The organism is Cellulomonas palmilytica (assembly GCF_021590045.1).
GTDB classification, from domain to species: Bacteria; Actinomycetota; Actinomycetes; order Actinomycetales; family Cellulomonadaceae; genus Cellulomonas; species Cellulomonas palmilytica.
This window is the reverse complement of sequence record NZ_CP062221.1, coordinates 2490988-2507773: the sequence shown is the minus strand read 5'-3', so window position 1 is coordinate 2507773 and position 16786 is coordinate 2490988. Positions and strand designations below refer to the sequence as shown.

The 16786-nt window shown below is 73.5% G+C and carries 14 protein-coding genes; 3 read left to right on the top strand and 11 right to left on the bottom strand.

Features of this window, described 5'->3' with window-relative positions; genetic code table 11:
* Positions 1-21: 21 nt before the first annotated feature.
* A complete protein-coding gene (locus F1D97_RS11345) occupies positions 22-855 on the bottom strand; it encodes a putative protein N(5)-glutamine methyltransferase (protein ID WP_236120618.1) in 834 nt (277 codons plus the stop codon).
* A 112-nt stretch (positions 856-967) separates the two neighbouring features.
* Entirely contained in the window at positions 968-2725 is a 1758-nt protein-coding gene (locus F1D97_RS11340) for a S8 family serine peptidase (RefSeq protein ID WP_236120617.1), read from the bottom strand.
* A 159-nt stretch (positions 2726-2884) separates the two neighbouring features.
* Here F1D97_RS11340 and F1D97_RS11335 point away from each other — a divergent pair, with 159 nt between their 5' ends.
* The gene (locus F1D97_RS11335; protein ID WP_236120616.1) at positions 2885-5170 is read left to right on the top strand and encodes a putative bifunctional diguanylate cyclase/phosphodiesterase; all 2286 of its coding nucleotides are present in this window, start codon (positions 2885-2887) and stop codon (positions 5168-5170) included.
* 10 nt (positions 5171-5180) lie between these two features.
* Here F1D97_RS11335 and F1D97_RS11330 read toward each other — a convergent pair whose 3' ends face one another.
* The 3 genes from F1D97_RS11330 to efp form a co-directional block, all read right to left on the bottom strand.
* The gene (locus F1D97_RS11330; RefSeq protein WP_236120615.1) at positions 5181-5696 is read right to left on the bottom strand and encodes a hypothetical protein; all 516 of its coding nucleotides are present in this window, start codon (positions 5694-5696) and stop codon (positions 5181-5183) included.
* A gap of 152 nt (positions 5697-5848) precedes the next feature.
* Positions 5849-6265, bottom strand: a complete 417-nt coding sequence (gene nusB / locus F1D97_RS11325; protein ID WP_236120614.1) for a transcription antitermination factor NusB — start codon at positions 6263-6265, stop codon at positions 5849-5851.
* A 1-nt stretch (position 6266) separates the two neighbouring features.
* Positions 6267-6830, bottom strand: a complete 564-nt coding sequence (gene efp / locus F1D97_RS11320; protein WP_236120613.1) for an elongation factor P — start codon at positions 6828-6830, stop codon at positions 6267-6269.
* Between the two features lie 275 nt (positions 6831-7105).
* Between efp and F1D97_RS11315 the strand changes: the two genes are divergently transcribed.
* A complete protein-coding gene (locus F1D97_RS11315; RefSeq protein ID WP_236120612.1) occupies positions 7106-7549 on the top strand; it encodes a cytochrome P450 in 444 nt (147 codons plus the stop codon).
* Between the two features lie 11 nt (positions 7550-7560).
* Here F1D97_RS11315 and F1D97_RS11310 read toward each other — a convergent pair whose 3' ends face one another.
* The 4 genes from F1D97_RS11310 to F1D97_RS11295 all read right to left on the bottom strand — a co-directional run bounded on the left by F1D97_RS11310 (position 7561) and on the right by F1D97_RS11295 (position 10492).
* A complete protein-coding gene (locus F1D97_RS11310) occupies positions 7561-8199 on the bottom strand; it encodes a hypothetical protein (protein WP_236120611.1) in 639 nt (212 codons plus the stop codon).
* Positions 8200-8248: 49 nt separating this feature from the next.
* Positions 8249-8689 (bottom strand): type II 3-dehydroquinate dehydratase, encoded by a 441-nt coding sequence (locus F1D97_RS11305; protein WP_236120610.1) that lies wholly within the window; start codon positions 8687-8689, stop codon positions 8249-8251.
* A gap of 76 nt (positions 8690-8765) precedes the next feature.
* Positions 8766-9887 carry a 3-dehydroquinate synthase gene (gene aroB, locus F1D97_RS11300; protein WP_236120609.1) on the bottom strand — a complete coding sequence of 374 codons (1122 nt, stop codon included), beginning with the start codon at positions 9885-9887 and terminating at the stop codon, positions 8766-8768.
* A complete protein-coding gene (locus tag F1D97_RS11295; protein ID WP_236120608.1) occupies positions 9884-10492 on the bottom strand; it encodes a shikimate kinase in 609 nt (202 codons plus the stop codon). The genes aroB and F1D97_RS11295 overlap by 4 nt, the downstream gene beginning before the upstream one ends.
* A gap of 189 nt (positions 10493-10681) precedes the next feature.
* Here F1D97_RS11295 and F1D97_RS11290 point away from each other — a divergent pair, with 189 nt between their 5' ends.
* A complete protein-coding gene (locus F1D97_RS11290) occupies positions 10682-14608 on the top strand; it encodes a fibronectin type III domain-containing protein (RefSeq protein ID WP_236120607.1) in 3927 nt (1308 codons plus the stop codon).
* A gap of 97 nt (positions 14609-14705) precedes the next feature.
* Here F1D97_RS11290 and aroC read toward each other — a convergent pair whose 3' ends face one another.
* Positions 14706-15893: a chorismate synthase gene (gene aroC, locus F1D97_RS11285; protein WP_236120606.1), complete on the bottom strand. Its 1188-nt coding sequence runs from the start codon at positions 15891-15893 to the stop codon at positions 14706-14708.
* 88 nt (positions 15894-15981) lie between these two features.
* On the bottom strand, positions 15982-16785 hold the full coding sequence (locus F1D97_RS11280) for a hypothetical protein (protein ID WP_236120605.1): 804 nt from the start codon (positions 16783-16785) through the stop codon (positions 15982-15984).
* Between the last annotated feature and the right edge of the window lies 1 nt (position 16786).

Below are 16786 nucleotides of genomic sequence, written 5' to 3'. Positions count from 1 at the left end.
AGGTCAGCGGTCCTCGTCACCCTACCGCCTGGTCGCCGCGGACCTGCCGAGCGTCCGTGCGACGTGGCTCACGCGGCGCCCGACGACCGCCGTCCCGTCGCGCTCGTCGTCGCGCACGGTGCGGACCACGAGGCCCCGGTCGCGCAGCAGCCGCGCGCTCGTCGCGGCCTGGCGCGGGCTCGTCTCGACCACGACGTGACCGCCGGGCACGAGCCACGCGCCGACGTCCGCCGCGATCCGGCGGTGCAGGTCGAGCCCGTCGGCGCCCCCGTCGAGCGCGACCAGTGCCTCGTGGTCGCGCGCCTCGCTCGGCATCGTCGCCACCGCGTGCGACGGGACGTACGGTGCGTTCGCGACGAGCACGTCGACGGACCCGCGCAGCGCCTCCGGGAGCGCCGCGAACAGGTCCCCCTCGTGGACGGTGCGCACGTTGCGGCGCGCGCACGCGACCGCGGCCGGGTCGACGTCCGCCGCGTGCACGTCCGCGTGCGGCCACCGTGCCTGCACCGCCGCCGCCAGCGCGCCCGTCCCGCAGCACAGGTCCACGACCACGGGCGGCCCGCCCTGCACGCCCCGGGCCTGCAGGAGGCCGTCCACGACCGCCACGAGCAGCTCGGTGCGACGCCGCGGAACGAACACGCCCGGCGCGACCGTCACCCGCAGCCCCGCGAACGCCGCCCACCCGACGACGAGCTCGAGCGGCTCGCCCGCGCACCGCCGCGCGACGAGCGCGTCGAGCTCGCGCTCGTCGGCGCCGGTCTCGCGCGCGTGACCGAGCAGGAGCGCGGCCTCGTCCTCGGCGAACACGCACCCCGCCGCCCGCAGCCTCGTGGCGACCTCCTGCGCACGCGTCACGCGGTCACCCTGCCACGAGCGGCGCCCGCTGACGCGCGGCGTCCGCCGCGGGACGCACGAGGGGCGGGCGCGTCGTCGACGCACCCGCCCCTCCTGACCAGAACGGCAGGACTCAGCCGACCTTGGTGCCCGCCGAGTACTTCGAGATCGACACGTACGAGCCGGTGCCGACCGGGACCACGCGGACCTTGATGACCTTGCCCTTGTCGTTGGACGTCAGGGTGCGGGTCTTGCCCGTCGCGCCCGAGATCGCCTTGCCGTCGCGGTACCACTGGAACTTGTACCCGTTGACCTTGCCCGCGAAGTTGTACTTCGCCGTGACGGTGCTGCCGACCTTCGCCGTGCCCGAGATGGTGACGTCACCGGCCGGCGCGAGCACCTTCTGCAGGTTGAGGTAGCCGGCGCCGCACTTGGACGTCGTGCAGTTGTACTCGGGGTAGTTCGGGTAGTTCGGGAAGGGCGAGGTGGCCTTCTTCACCGCCGACTCGACCGCGCTGCCCTTGAGGCCCAGCGACGTGAGCATCGCCGCCGCGGCGGAGACGTGCGGCGCCGCCTGGCTCGTGCCCATGTTCGTGCCCCACGTCTGCGTGGCCGGGCGCGTGGTGCCCGTGTTCAGCGTGGACAGGATCATGCGGTAGCCCGAGGCGTACTCGCCGCCGGGTGCCCCGATCTCCACGTCCTTGCCGTAGTTCGAGTAGCTGGCGCGCTGGCCGTACTCGTCGAGCGCCGCGACCGTGATGACGTTCTTGCAGTTGGCGGGCCCGTACAGCGACGCGCTGGTGGCCGAGTTGCCGGCCGAGACCACGATCACCGCGCCGCGCTTGCGCGCGTTGTCGATCGCGCGCTGCGTCATGGCACCGCACTCGTGCTTGCCGCCGAGCGACAGGTTGATGACCTTCGCGGGCGTCTTGTTCTTCGACGTGCCGCTCACCGTGCCGCCGGACGCCCACGTGATGGCCGCGGCGATGTCCGCCGACGTGCCGCCCTCGTAGCCGAGCACGCGCACGTGCTGGATCCGGACACCGGGCGCGACGCCGACGCCTCGCGCACCGTCCCACTTCGCGGCGACGATGCCCGCCACGTGCGTCCCGTGCCACGAGCTCGGGCCCTCGTCGTCCCAGTCACCCTGGTCCTGCGGGTTGGAGTCGCGACCGTTGCCGTCACGCGCGCGGTCCTTGTTCGAGATCATGTCGTAGCCCGCGACCGTCACGTCGTCGAGCTGCGGGTGCGCGGTGCGGCCCGTGTCGAGCACGGCGACCACGACGTTCTTGCCCTTGGTCGCGGGCCACAGCGCCGTCGCGTGGCTCGAGTACCCGCCCGTGGGCCAGGCGACGCCGTCGATGGTGCCGCGCGACGAGTAGTCCCAGATGTTCCACTGGTACTGCTTGACGTACGGGTCCTTCGGGACGATCGGCGCCGCGGCGTCGGCCGTCGAGATGTAGTTCGGCTCCACGTCCGAGATCCCGGGGACCCCGTCGAGCGCCTCGATCGCCGCGCGCGCCTGCGCCGCGGGAACGGGGGTCGCGAACTCGACGGCCCACGTGCCGCCCGCGTCGACCGCGTGCGCGCCGTTCGTGACCCGGGCGCCGCTGGCCTTGAGGGCCGACTGGACCGACGCGTGCACCGAGGCGCGCGCCGCGACCGCGTCGGCCGAGCCCGCGGCAGCGGCCAGGCCGCCCTTGAAGCTGTAGACGACGCCCGCGACGAGCGTCTCCTCCTTCTCGACGGCCGGCGCCTCCTTCTTCGGGAGCGTGCCGTCGCCGCCTGCCGCGGTGGCCGCCGGCGCGAGCGCGGCACCCACCAGGGTCGCCGCGAGGCCGCCGCAGGCGACCGTCGCGATCGCTCGTCTGGCGCGGGTCCAGGTCGTCATGAAGTCTTCTCCGCTCGTCGTCGCACCCAGGGCTTGTGTCCACCGGGCCCCAGAGAGCGTATTGCCTCAGTTGCCCCATGCGCAGGGAGTGTCCGGATGAGAAGAACATTTCGCCCGTTGGGGGCCACGTCACCCGAATGCCGGGTCATGTCGGGGCCCGTGCGCGCCGAAGCAACCACCGTGCTCGGGTCGGTTCCCACGTGGGTCTGCGCGGTCCAGCTGCTGGCGGCAGGTCTGGTGGCGGGCCTCCTCGTGCTGCAGTGGCTCTGGTGGCGCACCGACCGTCGGCCCGTGGGCGCCGTGTGGGGGCTCGCCTGGTCCGCGGACATCGGCCTCATGCTTCTCGTCGGCGCGGTCGCCGGATACCTCGCACCCGGGACCACGCAGACCGTCCTGACCTTCGCGCACATCCTGCTCGTCGCCGGCTTCCTGCTCCTCGCGCTCCCGACGACCCGCGCCTTCGCGCAGGGTCCGCGCACGTCGTGGTGGGTCGCCGGGGCGGCCGTCCCGCTCGCCGCGCACGCGATCGCGTGGCTCGTGCCCGAGGTCCGCGACGCCGGCCCGCGCAGCGACCTCGTGGTCGGCTCGACGCTCGTCGTCGCGACCCTCGTCGTCCTGTCCTACGTGGTCGTCACGCTCGGGCGGCACTCCGTCACGGTGTGGGGCGCGCTCCTCGTCGCCGCGGGGCTCGAGTCCGTCAGCATGCTCGTCGCGAGCGGGTTCATGCCGGACCGCGACATCAGCTCCCTGCTCGCCGCGCTGTGGGCCGTCCCGATCGCGTTCGGGCTCGCCGCGCTCGCGCTCGTGCGCGTGCGCCAGTCGCAGGACGAGGCGAGCCGGCAGCACCGGATGCGCGACGCCATCGCACGCGTCTCCAACGCCGCGTGGTTCGCGCGCGACGCCGACACCCTGCTGCTCCAGGCACGCGACGAGGCCCGCAAGGTCCTCGGCGACCCCGCGGTCGAGGGCACGCTGCGGCCCATCGCGCACGGCCGGTACGTGTGCGAGCTCTACAGCACGCAGGTGCGCGACGCCCACCAGCGGGCGTTCCTCGTCGACCTCGCGCAGATCGTCTCCGCCGCAGCGGAGCGCTACACGCTCACGCGCCAGCTCAACCGCACCGCGTTCGCCGACGCGCTCACCGGCCTGCCGAACCGTCGCGCCGTGCAGAAGCACCTGCACGAGGTGCTCGAGCGCGCCAACGTCGAGCGCACGCGCGTCTCGCTCGTCTACTGCGACCTCGACGGCTTCAAGCGCTACAACGACGTGCACGGGCACGCGGGCGGCGACGACATGCTGTGCCGCGTCGCGACGTTCCTGCGCGGCGCGATCCCGGACGAGGAGACGTTCGTCGGACGGCTCGGCGGCGACGAGTTCGTCGTGGTGATCTCGCGCGCGCCGCTCGACCCCGAGCTCGTCTCGATCGCCCGCTCGCTGCGCGAGGGCTTCGTCGACCGCTCCCCCGGCAACCGGCCGTCGCGCCTGTCCGTCGGCATCGCGACCTGGCAGCCCGGCGACGTCGTCGACGTCGAGGCGCTCGTGCGGCACGCCGACACCGCGATGCTCGAGGCCAAGCGCTCGCGCTCCGGCTTCCGGGTGTTCGACCGCGCGCTGCGCCGCGCCGTCGAGGCCGAGCGCGTGCAGCGCTCCGCGCTCGAGGCCGCGGTCGCGGACGGCCTCTTCACCGCGCACTACCAGCCGATCGTCGACGCGCGCACGCTCGAGGTGCTCCAGGTCGAGGCGCTGGCCCGCTGGGACCACCACGGCCGGCTGCTGCTGCCCGTCGACTGGCTGGAGCTCGCCGAGGAGACCGGCCTCATCGTGCCCATCGGACTGTCGATGCTGAGCCAGGCCCGGCGCGCGCTCGACCGGTTCCAGATGCCCGTGTCCGTGAACCTCGCCGCCCGCCACCTCTCGGAGCCGGACGCGCTCGAGCAGATCGAGACCGCGTGGGGCACCACGTACTGGGAGCACCTCACGCTCGAGATCACCGAGAGCGCGCTCGTGCAGACCGTCGCCGCGGTGCCGGTGCTGTCCGAGCTGCGCGCACGGGGCACGCGCATCGCCGTCGACGACTTCGGCACCGGCTACTCCTCGCTCGCGCGGCTCGCACGGCTGCCCGTCGACGTCCTCAAGATCGACCGCTCGTTCGTCCGCGAGGTCGACACCGAGCGCGGTGCCTCCGTGGTGCGGGCGATACTCGAGCTGGCGTCCGCGCACGGGCTCGACGTCGTCGCCGAAGGCGTGGAACGCGCCGCGGACCTGGACGCGCTCGTGGAGCTCGGCGTCCGACGGGTGCAGGGCAACTTCCTCGGACGGGCGGCGCCGACGATCCCCGTCCGCGGCCCGCGCCCGGGCTCGCAGTGGGAGGACACGCGTCCGCTGCGCGTCGTGCCGTCACCGCGCGCGGACGACCGGTTCGACCTGATGCACCACCGCGCCTGAGCGCGGCGGCTCAGGCCTGCTCGACGAGCAGGGGGAACGAGTAGGGCTCGTACCGGTCCCCGACGTCGCCGCGCCGCACGACGAGCAGCCCCGACTGCCCGGCGTCCTGCTCGGGCAGGACGACGTCGATGCGGAACGACGCCGCGCCGTCGATCTTCCCGGTCCCGACCGTGCTGGGCTCGTGCCCCGGGACCTGCCACGTCACGGTCACGTCCCGCGGGCCGGACACCCGGCCGTCGCGCGAGCACAGCTCACCGCCCGTGTCGTCGCAGAAGCCGAACCCGTAGCCGGCCACGGTGATCGGCTCACCTGCCGTCGCCGACGTGAGGTCCGGTCCCGAGCCGTACGAGGCCTGGCCCTCGGGTCGGACCTGCACGGTCGGCCCCGGGCACGCCGACGCGAGCGGCAGGCAGCCGGAGGCCACCCCGGCCGCACCCAGGACGATCGTGACCGCCCCCGCTCCGGCGGCGATCTTCCACGTCCTGGCGCGTCGCCCGCGCCCCGGCGTCCTCTGCTGGTCCGTCACGGGACCAGGTGTAGCCGATCGCCGGTCCGCCGGTGGCCGGTCCTGGTCACGATCCGGTGCCGGTTCGGGCGCCGCCGGGTCACGCCCGGCGAGGCGCGCCGCCCGGCGGGGACGACGCGCCTCGTGACGTGCGGGCGGGCGTGCGGGCGGGCTCAGGCCAGCAGCATCGGCTTGAGCTCGACGATCCGGCCCAGCAGGCCGTTCACGAACGTCGGGGACTCGTCCGTCGACAGCGCACGGACCAGGTCCACCGCCTCGTCGACCGCGACCGCGTCCGGCACCTCGTCGTTGAACAGCACCTCCCACGTGCCGACCCGCAGCACCGCGCGGTCGACCGCCGGCATCCGCTCGATCGTCCAGCCGTGCGAGTGCGAGGCGAGGACCTCGTCGATGCGGGCGAGGCGCGCGACGACGCCCTCGACGATCTCGACCGCGTACTGCGGCAGCGCCGCCTCGGTGCCGGGCTCGGCGATGCGCTGCGCGAGCAGCGTCACGGGTTCGACACCGCGCTGGTCGGCCTCGAAGAGGACGTCGACGGCCCGCTTGCGGGCCTTGGACCGGGCTCCCACGTCAGTCGTTCACGCGACCCAGGTAGGAGCCGTCGCGCGTGTCGACCTTGACCTTGGTGTCGGCCTCGAGGAACAGCGGGACCTGGATCTCGTAGCCGGTCTCGAGCGTCGCCGGCTTGGTGCCGGCGCTCGACCGGTCGCCCTGCAGGCCGGGCTCGGTGTACGTGACCAGCAGGGTCACCGACGGCGGCAGCTCGACGTAGAGCGGCGCGCCCTCGTTCGTCGCGACGAGCGCGTTCTGGTTCTCGAGCAGGAAGTTCGCGGCGTCGCCGACCGTCGCGGCCGGGACGTGCAGCTGGTCGTACGTGTCCGTGTCCATGAACACGAAGTCGTCGCCGTCCTTGTACAGGTACTGCATCTCGCGCTTGTCGACGTTGGCCGTCTCGACCTTCACGCCGGCGTTGAACGTGCGGTCGACGACCTTGCCGGACAGGACGTTCTTCAGCTTGGTGCGCACGAACGCGCCGCCCTTGCCGGGCTTGACGTGCTGGAACTCGATGACGGTCCAGAGCTGGCCGTCGATGCGCAGCACGGTGCCGTTCTTGAGGTCGTTGGTGGTCGCCACGGTTCGTCGCTTCCTGTCGAGGTGGATCGAGGCGGCTCGCGCGCCCCGCACCCGACGGGTCTCCTCGCTGGTGATCCGGGGTGGTCGCGTCCGGCCGCAGGCCGCCGACCATCGTACCGTCCCGCCACGCGCGCCACCGTCCGCCGCGACCCGCCCGCCCCCCAGCCCGCTGTTGCTCCGGGTGTCGCGGCTGGTGGCCGGAGCATCCGCGGGGTCGGCCGGGTTCGGGAGCGCGAACGGCCACGTGCGCGGGTGGACTGTGGTTCGGTAGGCGCATGCTCACGGTGCTCGCGGTCCTCGGCGCGCTCGTCGTCTCCGTCGGCGGCGGCTGGTGGTTCGTCTCCGGCGTGCTGCGCCTCGCCTCCCGGCCGGGCGCGGACCCCGTGCCCGGACCTCGCGGTGCGCCCGTCGACCCCGGACCCGTGCCGCCCCCGCCCGCGCCCGCGTCGTCGCTCGACCCGGCCGGCCCGGACGGCCCGGCGGCGCGTGCCGCGCTGCGCGGCGGCACGTGGATCGGCTTCCTCGAGCGCGCAGCGGTGACCGCGTGCGTGCTGCTCGGCCAGCCTGCCGGGGTGGCGATCGTCGTCGCGGTCAAGGGTCTGGGTCGCTACCCCGAGCTGAAGGAGAACCCCGGCGCGTCGGAGCGGTTCGTGATCGGCACGCTCGCGTCGCTGCTGTGGGCCGCGGGGTGCGGGCTGCTCGCGACGCTCACGTTCTAGGGCCCGCGCGCTCAGCCCTGCGCCGCGAGCAGGAGCCGCGCGGCGGCCCCGGACGCGGCGCGCGCCTCGTCGTACAGCGCGGTGCGCAGGCGCTGGCTCACGGCCTGCTGCGTGATCCCCATCGCGGAGGCCACGTCCTCCTGACGCGCGTCGGGACCCGCAGCGTCGACCGCGTCGACCGCCTCCCAGCCCGCGGTGGTGCGCCGCGCGGCGGTCGCGGCGACCAGCGTGAGGACGGCCTCGGCGTCGAGCCCCGCCTGGTGGTGCGCGCCGCGCACCGCGAACGGGACCACGCGCTGGCGGCTCTTGGCGGCCTCGACGGCGTCGCGGGCGAGCACGAACGCGGTGCCGGACGCCGCGCGGGACGTCTCGGCGAGCGGCTCGTCGACGCGCCCGCAGCCGATGCCGACGCTCCAGCCCCCGGTCCGCAGGACGCGCAGCGTGAGCGCGACGGCGAGCGTGCCGTCCTCGAGGACGCCCTGGACCTCGTCCCCCACCGTGCGCTCGAAGCCGAGGGCGACGCCCTCAGGCGTCGGCGCGGGCGAGCCGGCCACGATCCCGGGCCAGGCGTCCTCGAACGCGCGCAGGAGCTCGGGCACCCGGTCGCCGTCGCGGCGGCTGCCCCGCTGGTCGATCGTCAGGACGAGCATGCCACCAGTGTGAAGCCTTGTTCAGCAGCGCACAAGTACTGGGACTTGTTCAGTCCACGGGGGCGAGCGCCGACAGCGCCAGCCGGTACGAGTCGAGCCCGAAGCCGGCGACCGTGCCCGTCGCCACCGCGCCGACGACCGACGTGTGGCGGAACGCCTCCCGCGCGTACGGGTTCGTGATGTGCACCTCGACGAGCCGCAGGTGCGCGCCCGTGACCTGCGCCGCCGCGTCCCGCATCCCGTACGAGTAGTGCGTGAACGCCGCCGGGTTGAGCACCACGTCGGACCGCGTGTCGACCGCCTCGTGCAGCCAGCCGATGAGCTCGGCCTCGTCGTCGGTCTGCCGCACGTCGACCTCGAGGCCGAGCGCGGCTCCCCAGCGCCGCACGGCCGACTCGAGGTCCGTGTACGACGTCGAGCCGTACACCTCCGGCTCGCGAGTGCCCAACCGGGCCAGGTTCGGACCGTTGAGCACCAGCACTCGCGTCATACGGGAAGCCTATCGACGGGGCCGCGCCCCGCCCGCCGGGGACGCGGCGACGCGCCGTGCGGCACGACGGGCGTCCTCACAGCGAGACTGCGGACGACGACGTCGCCCCCTCCGCGACCTCGGCGTACGCCGCCGCGAGCAGCGTCGGGTCGGGACCCTCCAGCCGCGTGGGGTGGCCGATGTCCTCCAGCACGACGAACCGCAGCAGGTCGCCGCGCGACTTCTTGTCGCGGCGCATCGCCCCCAGCAGCCGCTCCCAGCGGTCGCCGGGGTACGTCGTCGGCAGCCCGAGCGAGGTGAGCACCGCGCGGTGCCGGTCCACGACCTCGTCGGACAGCTTGCCCGCGAGCCGGGACAGCTCCGCGACGTACACCATGCCGACCGACACCGCCGCGCCGTGCCGCCACTGGTAGCGCTCGACCTGCTCGATCGCGTGACCGAACGTGTGGCCGTAGTTGAGGATCTCGCGCAGGCCGGCCTCCTTGAGGTCCTCCCCCACGACCCTCGCCTTCACGACGACCGCACGCTCGACGAGCTCGAGCAGCACCTCCGAGCGCGCCGCGGCGACCGGGTCCTGCAGCAGCTCGACGTTCGCCTCGACGAGCTCGAGGATGCGCGGGTCGGCGATGAAGCCCGTCTTGACGACCTCTGCGAGCCCCGCGACGAAGTCGAACCGTTGCATCGACTCGAGCGCCGCCAGGTCGCACAGCACGGCCGCCGGCGGGTGGAACGCGCCGACGAGGTTCTTGCCCTCCGCGGTGTTGATGCCGGTCTTGCCGCCCACGGCGGCGTCGACCATCGCGAGCACCGTCGTCGGGACCTGCACGACCCGGATGCCGCGCAGCCACGTCGCCGCGACGAACCCACCGAGGTCCGTGGTCGCGCCGCCGCCCACCGCGACGATCGCGTCCGAACGCGTGAAGTCCGCCTGGCCCAGCACGCCCCACAGGAACGCCGCGACCTGCGCGGTCTTCGACTCCTCCGCGTCGGGCACCTCCGCGCCGAACGTCTCGTAGCCGTGCGCGCGCAGGTCCTCGATGATCACGTCCGCCGTCGTCGCGAGCGCCGCGGGGTGCACGACGAGCACGCGCCGCACCGACTCCCCCAGCGTCGCCGGCAGCTCGGCGAGCAGGTTGCGCCCGATCACCACGTCGTAGGGCTGCTCCCCCTGCACCGTCACCCGTCGTACGTCGCTCACGCGTCCCCCTGCCTCGTCGTCGCCTCGTCCGCCGGTGTCCCCGACGGCTCGTCCGTCCCCTGCGCGCGAGCCTGCGCCAGCGCCGTCTCCACCGCCTCGGCGACCTCCGCGGGCCGCAACCCGTCGGTGAGCACCCGCAGCGTCGCCACGTCCTCGTACACCGGGCGGCGCGCCTCCATGAGCGCCTGCCACTGCGCGCGCGGGTTGCCGAGCAGGAGCGGGCGGGACCGGTTCAGCCCGACGCGCGGCGCGGCGTGCGCGAGCGTCACGTCGAGGAACACGACGACGCCACCCGCGTCGCAGTACTCCGCGAGGACCCGTCGCGTGCTCTCGTCGAGCACGGCGCCGCCGCCCAGCGCGAGCACCCCCGTGTGCTCCGCGACGGCTGCCGCGACCGCAGCCCGCTCGAGCGCGCGGAACGCCGGCTCGCCGTCGTCGACGAAGATCTCCGCGATCGGCTTGCCCGCCACCGCCTCGACGTCCGCGTCCGTGTCGCGCAGCGCGAGCTGCCACCGCTGGGCCAACGCCGCCCCCACCGTGGACTTGCCCGAACCGGGCGGTCCGACGAGGACGACGCGGGGCCCGGGATGGTCGGCGAGAGGCACGCCCGGAGCCTAGTCCAGCGTCCCCGCGCCGCCCGGTGCGTCCGCATGGCGACCGAGGCGCGCAGGTCTGACGGGCGGAAAGGCGCCGGACGAGTGAATCGTCCGATCAACGCGAACCTTGCCCTCACCTCGGCGTTCGCCCGTGCCGATGACTGGACGACCCGTGTGACCCGCGTGCCTGGAGGCATCGTGATCCTGCGCAAGACCGCCGCCGCCCTCGTGACGGCCGCCCTGGTGGCCGTGGGAGGTGCCGCGACGTTCGTCGCCCCCGCGACCGCCGCAACCGTCCTCGTCGCCGTCCCCGACGACCTGCAGACGCGGGTCGTGGACGGTGACACGCGCTTCACGTGGAGCGGCGTGGACGGCGCGACCGGGTACACGATCCAGCTCGCGACGGACGACCAGTTCGCGACGTCGAACATCGTCGCGACCCGGACCACCACGGCGCGCACCTGGATCCCCGAGCGCTCGCTCGGCAGCCTCGAGGACCGCGGGCTGTACTGGCGCGTCGCCGCCCACACCTCCGGCACGACCGACGCGTCGCGTGGCGACTTCTCCGCGCCCGCGCTCGTCGACGCCCCGGCCGCCGAGGTCCCGACCCTGCTGTCGCCCGCACGCGACGCGGTCGTGGACTACCCGGACCCGGTGACGTTCCGGTGGTCCGCGGTCCGCGGTGCGGTCTCCTACACGCTGACGTACTCGTCGAGCCCCGAGTGGGCCACCGGGGTGACGACGACCGTCCCGGGCCTCACGGGCACCGCGCACACGCCGACGGGCCCGCTCGCGCGCACGTCCCCCGACGCGCCGGTGCAGTGGTACTGGAAGGTCCAGGCCGTCTTCGCGAACCCCACGTCCGCGACGGCGACCACCGACCCGGTCACGGGCCCCGCGCAGACCGAGCCGGGCGTGTTCACGGTCCGCTGGACGGCCGACGACTCCGCGCCGACGCTCCTCGAGCCGACCAGCACCGACCCGGTGCTCAGCGACCTGAGGTTCTCGTGGACGCCCGTCGCCGGGGCCATGCGGTACACGATCGTGATCGGACAGTCGGTCGACGGCGCCACGGGTCTCGTCACGACGGCCAAGGTCACGGCGGAGTCCACGAGCACCACGTACGTGCCGCTCACGCAGCTCGTCGACGGCAACTACTGGTGGCAGGTCACCGCGTACGACCCCCTCGGCAACCCCGGGCAGCCGTCGGTCGCGAAGCAGTTCCGCAAGGCATGGGGCGGTCAGGACGAGCCGACGACGCCCGCCGACGGCTTCACCAAGACGTACCCCGTGCCGACGTTCGGCTCGACCGACTACGGCAACCCCACGCAGGTCGCGCTCGACGAGGTGCTGCTGACCTGGAACCCGGTCCCGCGTGCGACCCTCTACGAGGTCCAGGCCATCCCGATCCTGAGCGGAGGCCCGGAGGACACCCGCAAGACGCTCACGTGCCGCACGGCCTCGACGTCCGTGTCGGTCGTCGCGAAGGTGACCGAGGGCACCGTCGACGGCGGCGCGCTCGACGGCGACTCCACCTGCCTCTGGCTGGCGACGAAGTCCCAGCGCATGGACGCGGGCGGCCTCTACGAGTGGCGCGTGCGCGCGGTCGACTACTCGGGCTCGGCGACGACGACGCTGCAGGCCGCGACGCCGGCCGGCTCGCAGGAGTCGCTGTGGTCCGACGTGGACGACGGTGACACCTCCCGCAAGCGCTACTTCGAGGTGCTCCCTGCCCGCGCGGCGACCGCGACGACGGCGGTCGTCGACGAGGCGTCGTGGGCCTCGGAGTCGAGCACGACGACGGGCAAGCCCGCCCCCCTCATGAGGTGGGCCCCCGTCCTGGGCGCGAACGCCTACCAGGTCGAGGTCTTCCACGACTACGACTGCAGCGTGCACGTGACGACGCAGTGGACCATGCAGACCCACCTGCGGGTCAACGGCGTGTTCGACGACGAGACGTCGGGCGAGTACTGCTGGCGGGTGCGCGGGATCTCGATGAACGACCAGTTCAGCGAGTACACCGTCCCTGTCGGCTCGACGTTCACCACCGGCCACTTCTGGCAGAAGGACAGCACGCCGATCGACTTCGAGGGCGTCACGCCCGTCACGACGTCGGCCGACGGCTCGGTCGTGCTGTCCTGGCGCCCGCAGTCGCTCTCGGCGCCCGCGGACGGCGGGAGCCGCGGGTACGCGGTCACCGTCCTCGACTCGTCCAACGTCTCGAAGGGCGTGCTCAAGGTCGAGTACCCGTGGTACGTGGCCAAGACGCTCGACGCCGCGCAGAAGCCGCTCGCGCCCGGCGTGTACACGTTCAAGGTCGCGGCGCTCGACGCGCTCGGCAACCCGGGCAACTACACGGGCCCGCAGTCGTTCACGGTCGCGGCCCCCAAGCCCACCGGACTGTCCACGCAGGTGGACGGCACCTCCGCGACGCTGTCGTGGACCGGCACCACGGCGGCCGCGAAGTACGGCTACAAGGTGCGCGCGGTCGGCACGCAGTGGCCGACGAGCTTCACGCAGGTCACCCAGACCGCAGCCACGGTCCGCGACCTCGACGACGGCACCTACGAGTGGCTCGTCGTCAGCTACGACAGCAGCGGCTACGCGTCGCTCGAGGCGACCTCCGGCACGTTCACGGTCGCGGCGCCGGCGCCGGCGCGCGTGACCGCCGACGGGGCCGTCCTCACCAGCGCGAACCGCGTCCTCGACTGGGAGCCCGTCCCGGACGCGTCGCGCTACCTCGTGCAGTACGGGACCGCGGCCGGCACGCTCGACTCGGTGACTCCCGCCGAGACGCTCGCGACCTCGTACGCCATCCCGGCGACACTCGCGTACGGCACCACCTACTACTGGCAGGTCACGGCCGTGCCGGAGAAGGCCAGCACGGCGAGCACGCGGGTCAAGCTCGGCAAGTCCTCGGTCGGCACGTTCAGCGTGACGAACCCGCCCGCCGGCGTGACGATCTCGAAGCTGACGATCACCGGCACGCAGGCGGAGGTCGTGTGGGCGACGCCCACGGGCGCGAACCGCGGCGCGGTCGCGGCGCCCGCGTACCGGCTCGCGTACCGCGCGTCGAACACCACGGGCACCACCACCGAGTGGACCGTCGTCGAGGTCCCCGCGGGCGCCGAGTCCCGCACGCTCACCGGGCTCGCGGTCGCCACGACGTACGAGTTCCAGCTCCAGGCGTACAACTCCGAGGGCGGCAGCCCGTGGTCCGGCATCAAGTCCGGCACCACGGCGAGCGCCCCGAAGTCCCCCGTGACGAACCTCGCCGCGACCGCGACCGCGAGCTCGCTGCGGGTCACGTGGAGCGCGCCGAGCGGCGCGGGGACCGGAGGGTCCGCGATCACGGGCTACGCGGTCAAGTACGCCAAGGGCACGGGAAGCTGGGTCACCGTGCCGGCCGCCGCGACGTCCACCACCCCGAACGTCACGATCACCGGCCTGACCGCGAAGTCCGGCTACACGATCAGCGTCGCGCCGATCAACGCGGTCGGCGAGGGCCCCTCGGCGACGCTCAGCGCCGCGACGCTCGGCGTGCCGACCGCCCCGCTGAACGTCAAGGTGGCGCGCGGCAACGCGTCCGCGACGCTCACGTGGTCTCCCCCGGCGTCCAACGGCGGCGCGGCCATCACGGCGTACGCCATCCAGTACCGCGCGAAGAGCGCGACGACCGGGTGGACGACCTGGCGCGTCGGGCCCACCGCCTCGGCGTCCGCCCGCACCCTCAAGGTGACGGGACTCAAGAACGGCTCGTACTACCAGCTGCGCGTCGCGGCGCGCACGCAGCTCGGCGACGGCGCCTGGTCGACGAGCGTGGCCGTCACGCCCGCGACCAAGCCGTCCGCCCCGACGAGCGTCAAGGTCACGACGCCGGCCACGAAGACCGTCAAGGTCGCGTGGAAGGCGTCGGCGGCCAACGGGTCGAAGATCTCCGCGTACAAGGTCCAGTACTCGACGAACGGCTCGACGTTCACGACGCTGACGACGCTCACCCCGACCACGACGAGCTACACGTGGAAGAAGGCGACCAAGGGCAAGACCTACTGGTTCCGGGTCCTGGCGACCAGCAACCTCGGGAACAGCCCGGCGAGCGCCACCGTGCGGGTCGTCGCCCGCTGACCGGCGGCCCGCTGCACGACGAAGGTCCGGCACCCCCGAGGGTGACCGGACCTTCGTCGTCCCGGGTGTCGCCCGCTCCCGCGGACGCCCGAGGGGCTCAGCGCAGCAGCTCGGGCACCGCGTCCAGGTACGCCTGGAGGTTGCGGCGCACCTCGGCGACCGAGTCGCCGCCGGTCTTCTCCAGGAGGGCGTCGGCGAGCACGAGCGCGACCATCGCCTCGGCCACAACGGCCGCCGGCGGCACGGCGCAGACGTCCGAGCGCTGGTGCTGCGCCTTGGCCGCCTCGCCCGTGCTCGTGTCGATCGTCGCGAGCGCCCGCGGGACCGTCGAGATCGGCTTCATCGCCGCGCGCACGCGCAGGATCTCCCCGTTCGTCATCCCGCCCTCGAGGCCACCGGCACGGTTCGACCGGCGCTGCACGCGCCCGTCGACACGCTCGATCTCGTCGTGCGCCTGCGAGCCCCTACGAGTCGCGGTGCGGAACCCGTCACCCACCTCGACGCCCTTGATGGCCTGGATGCCCATGAGCGCGGCCGCGAGACGCGCGTCGAGACGACGGTCGGCGTGCACGTACGAGCCGAGGCCGGACGGGACGCCGTACGCGAGCACCTCGACGACACCACCGAGCGTGTCGCCGTCCTTGTGGCACTCGTCGATCTCGGCGACCATCGCGGCCGACGTCTCGGCGTGGAAGCAGCGCACCGGGTCCGCGTCGAGCGCCGCGACGTCGTCGGGGTGCGGCAGCGCCGCGTCGTCGGGCACGGCCACCGGACCGATGCCGACGACGTGCGACACGAGCCGGATCCCGGCCGCCTGCTCGAGGAGCTTCGCGGCGACGGTCCCGAGCGCCACGCGCGTCGCGGTCTCGCGCGCCGAGGCGCGCTCGAGGACGGGACGCGCGTCGTCGAAGCCGTACTTGCGCATGCCCACCAGGTCGGCGTGGCCCGGGCGCGGACGCGTGAGCGGCGCGTTGCGCGCGCGCTGCAGCACGGCCGGGTCCTCGACCGGGTCGGCGGACATGACCTCGACCCACTTGGGCCACTCGGTGTTGCCGACCTCGATCGCGACCGGCCCGCCCTGCGTGAGACCGTGCCGCAGGCCGGCGAGCACGCGGACCTCGTCCTGCTCGAACTTCATGCGCGCGCCACGCCCGTACCCGAGCCGGCGCCGCGCGAGCGCGTCCTGGATGTCCTGCGTCACGACCTCCACGCCGGCCGGGAGCCCCTCGAGGACCCCGACCAGCGCCGGACCGTGCGACTCACCCGACGTCAACCACCGCAGCATGACGTGATCCTCCCATGCGACGGTGGGCGCCCCGGGTGCGAGTCCACACCCCGGGCGCCCACCGTCGATCGTGTGCGCGAGCCCCTGATCAGCCGCCCTGCACCGGCAGGAGCGGGTTCTTGCCGGGGTTCGACGGCAGCTGGACCGGCTCCTGCGGGTCCGTCGGCGCCGGGGCGACGAGCCCGTTCGGCAGCACGTAGATGTAGCCGGTGATGACGAGCTCCTGGTCACCGTCCGCGGTGGCGGGCTTGCCGCCGTTGCCCTCGGACTCCTTCTGCGACGTGCCCGTCAGCGCGGAGACGAGGAACACGCGCGGGCTCGTCTTGTGGACGTCGTCGAGGAACGCCATCGTGTTCTCGTACGTGCCGAGCACCGTGACGGACACCGGGATCGCGGTGAGGCCCGCCGGGATCTTCGGGCCCTTGTCCTCGTCGTCCTTCTCACCGCTCGACGGGTCGGGGTCCTCGCTCGACTCCGAGGACTCCTCGGACGAGCCCTCCGAGCCCTCGCTCGCGGCGGGCGCAGGCTCCTCCACCTTCGGCAGGACGAACTCCTCGGGGGTTCCTGCCGTCACCGCGGTGATCGTCACGCTGCGTGCGACCGCGATGGCATCCAGGCCGTCGAGGTACGTCTCGAGCTGCGCGGTCGCGGGGATCTTGGTCTCGGCGGCGGCCAGCTCGGCCTTGTAGTCGTCGAGCTTGTCGAAGTCCGACTTCAGCTTCGTGAGCTTGAGCCCGAGCACGTCGTTGAAGGCGCGCGCGTCCTCTGCCTCGGCACGCCGCTCGGAGGCGACGGTTATGTTCGGAGAGACGAGCAGGAGGTACGTCGCCGCCGCGAGCAGCACGGCGACGAACGCCGCGCCACCGATCCAGGTCTTCTTGCTGCTGCCCACG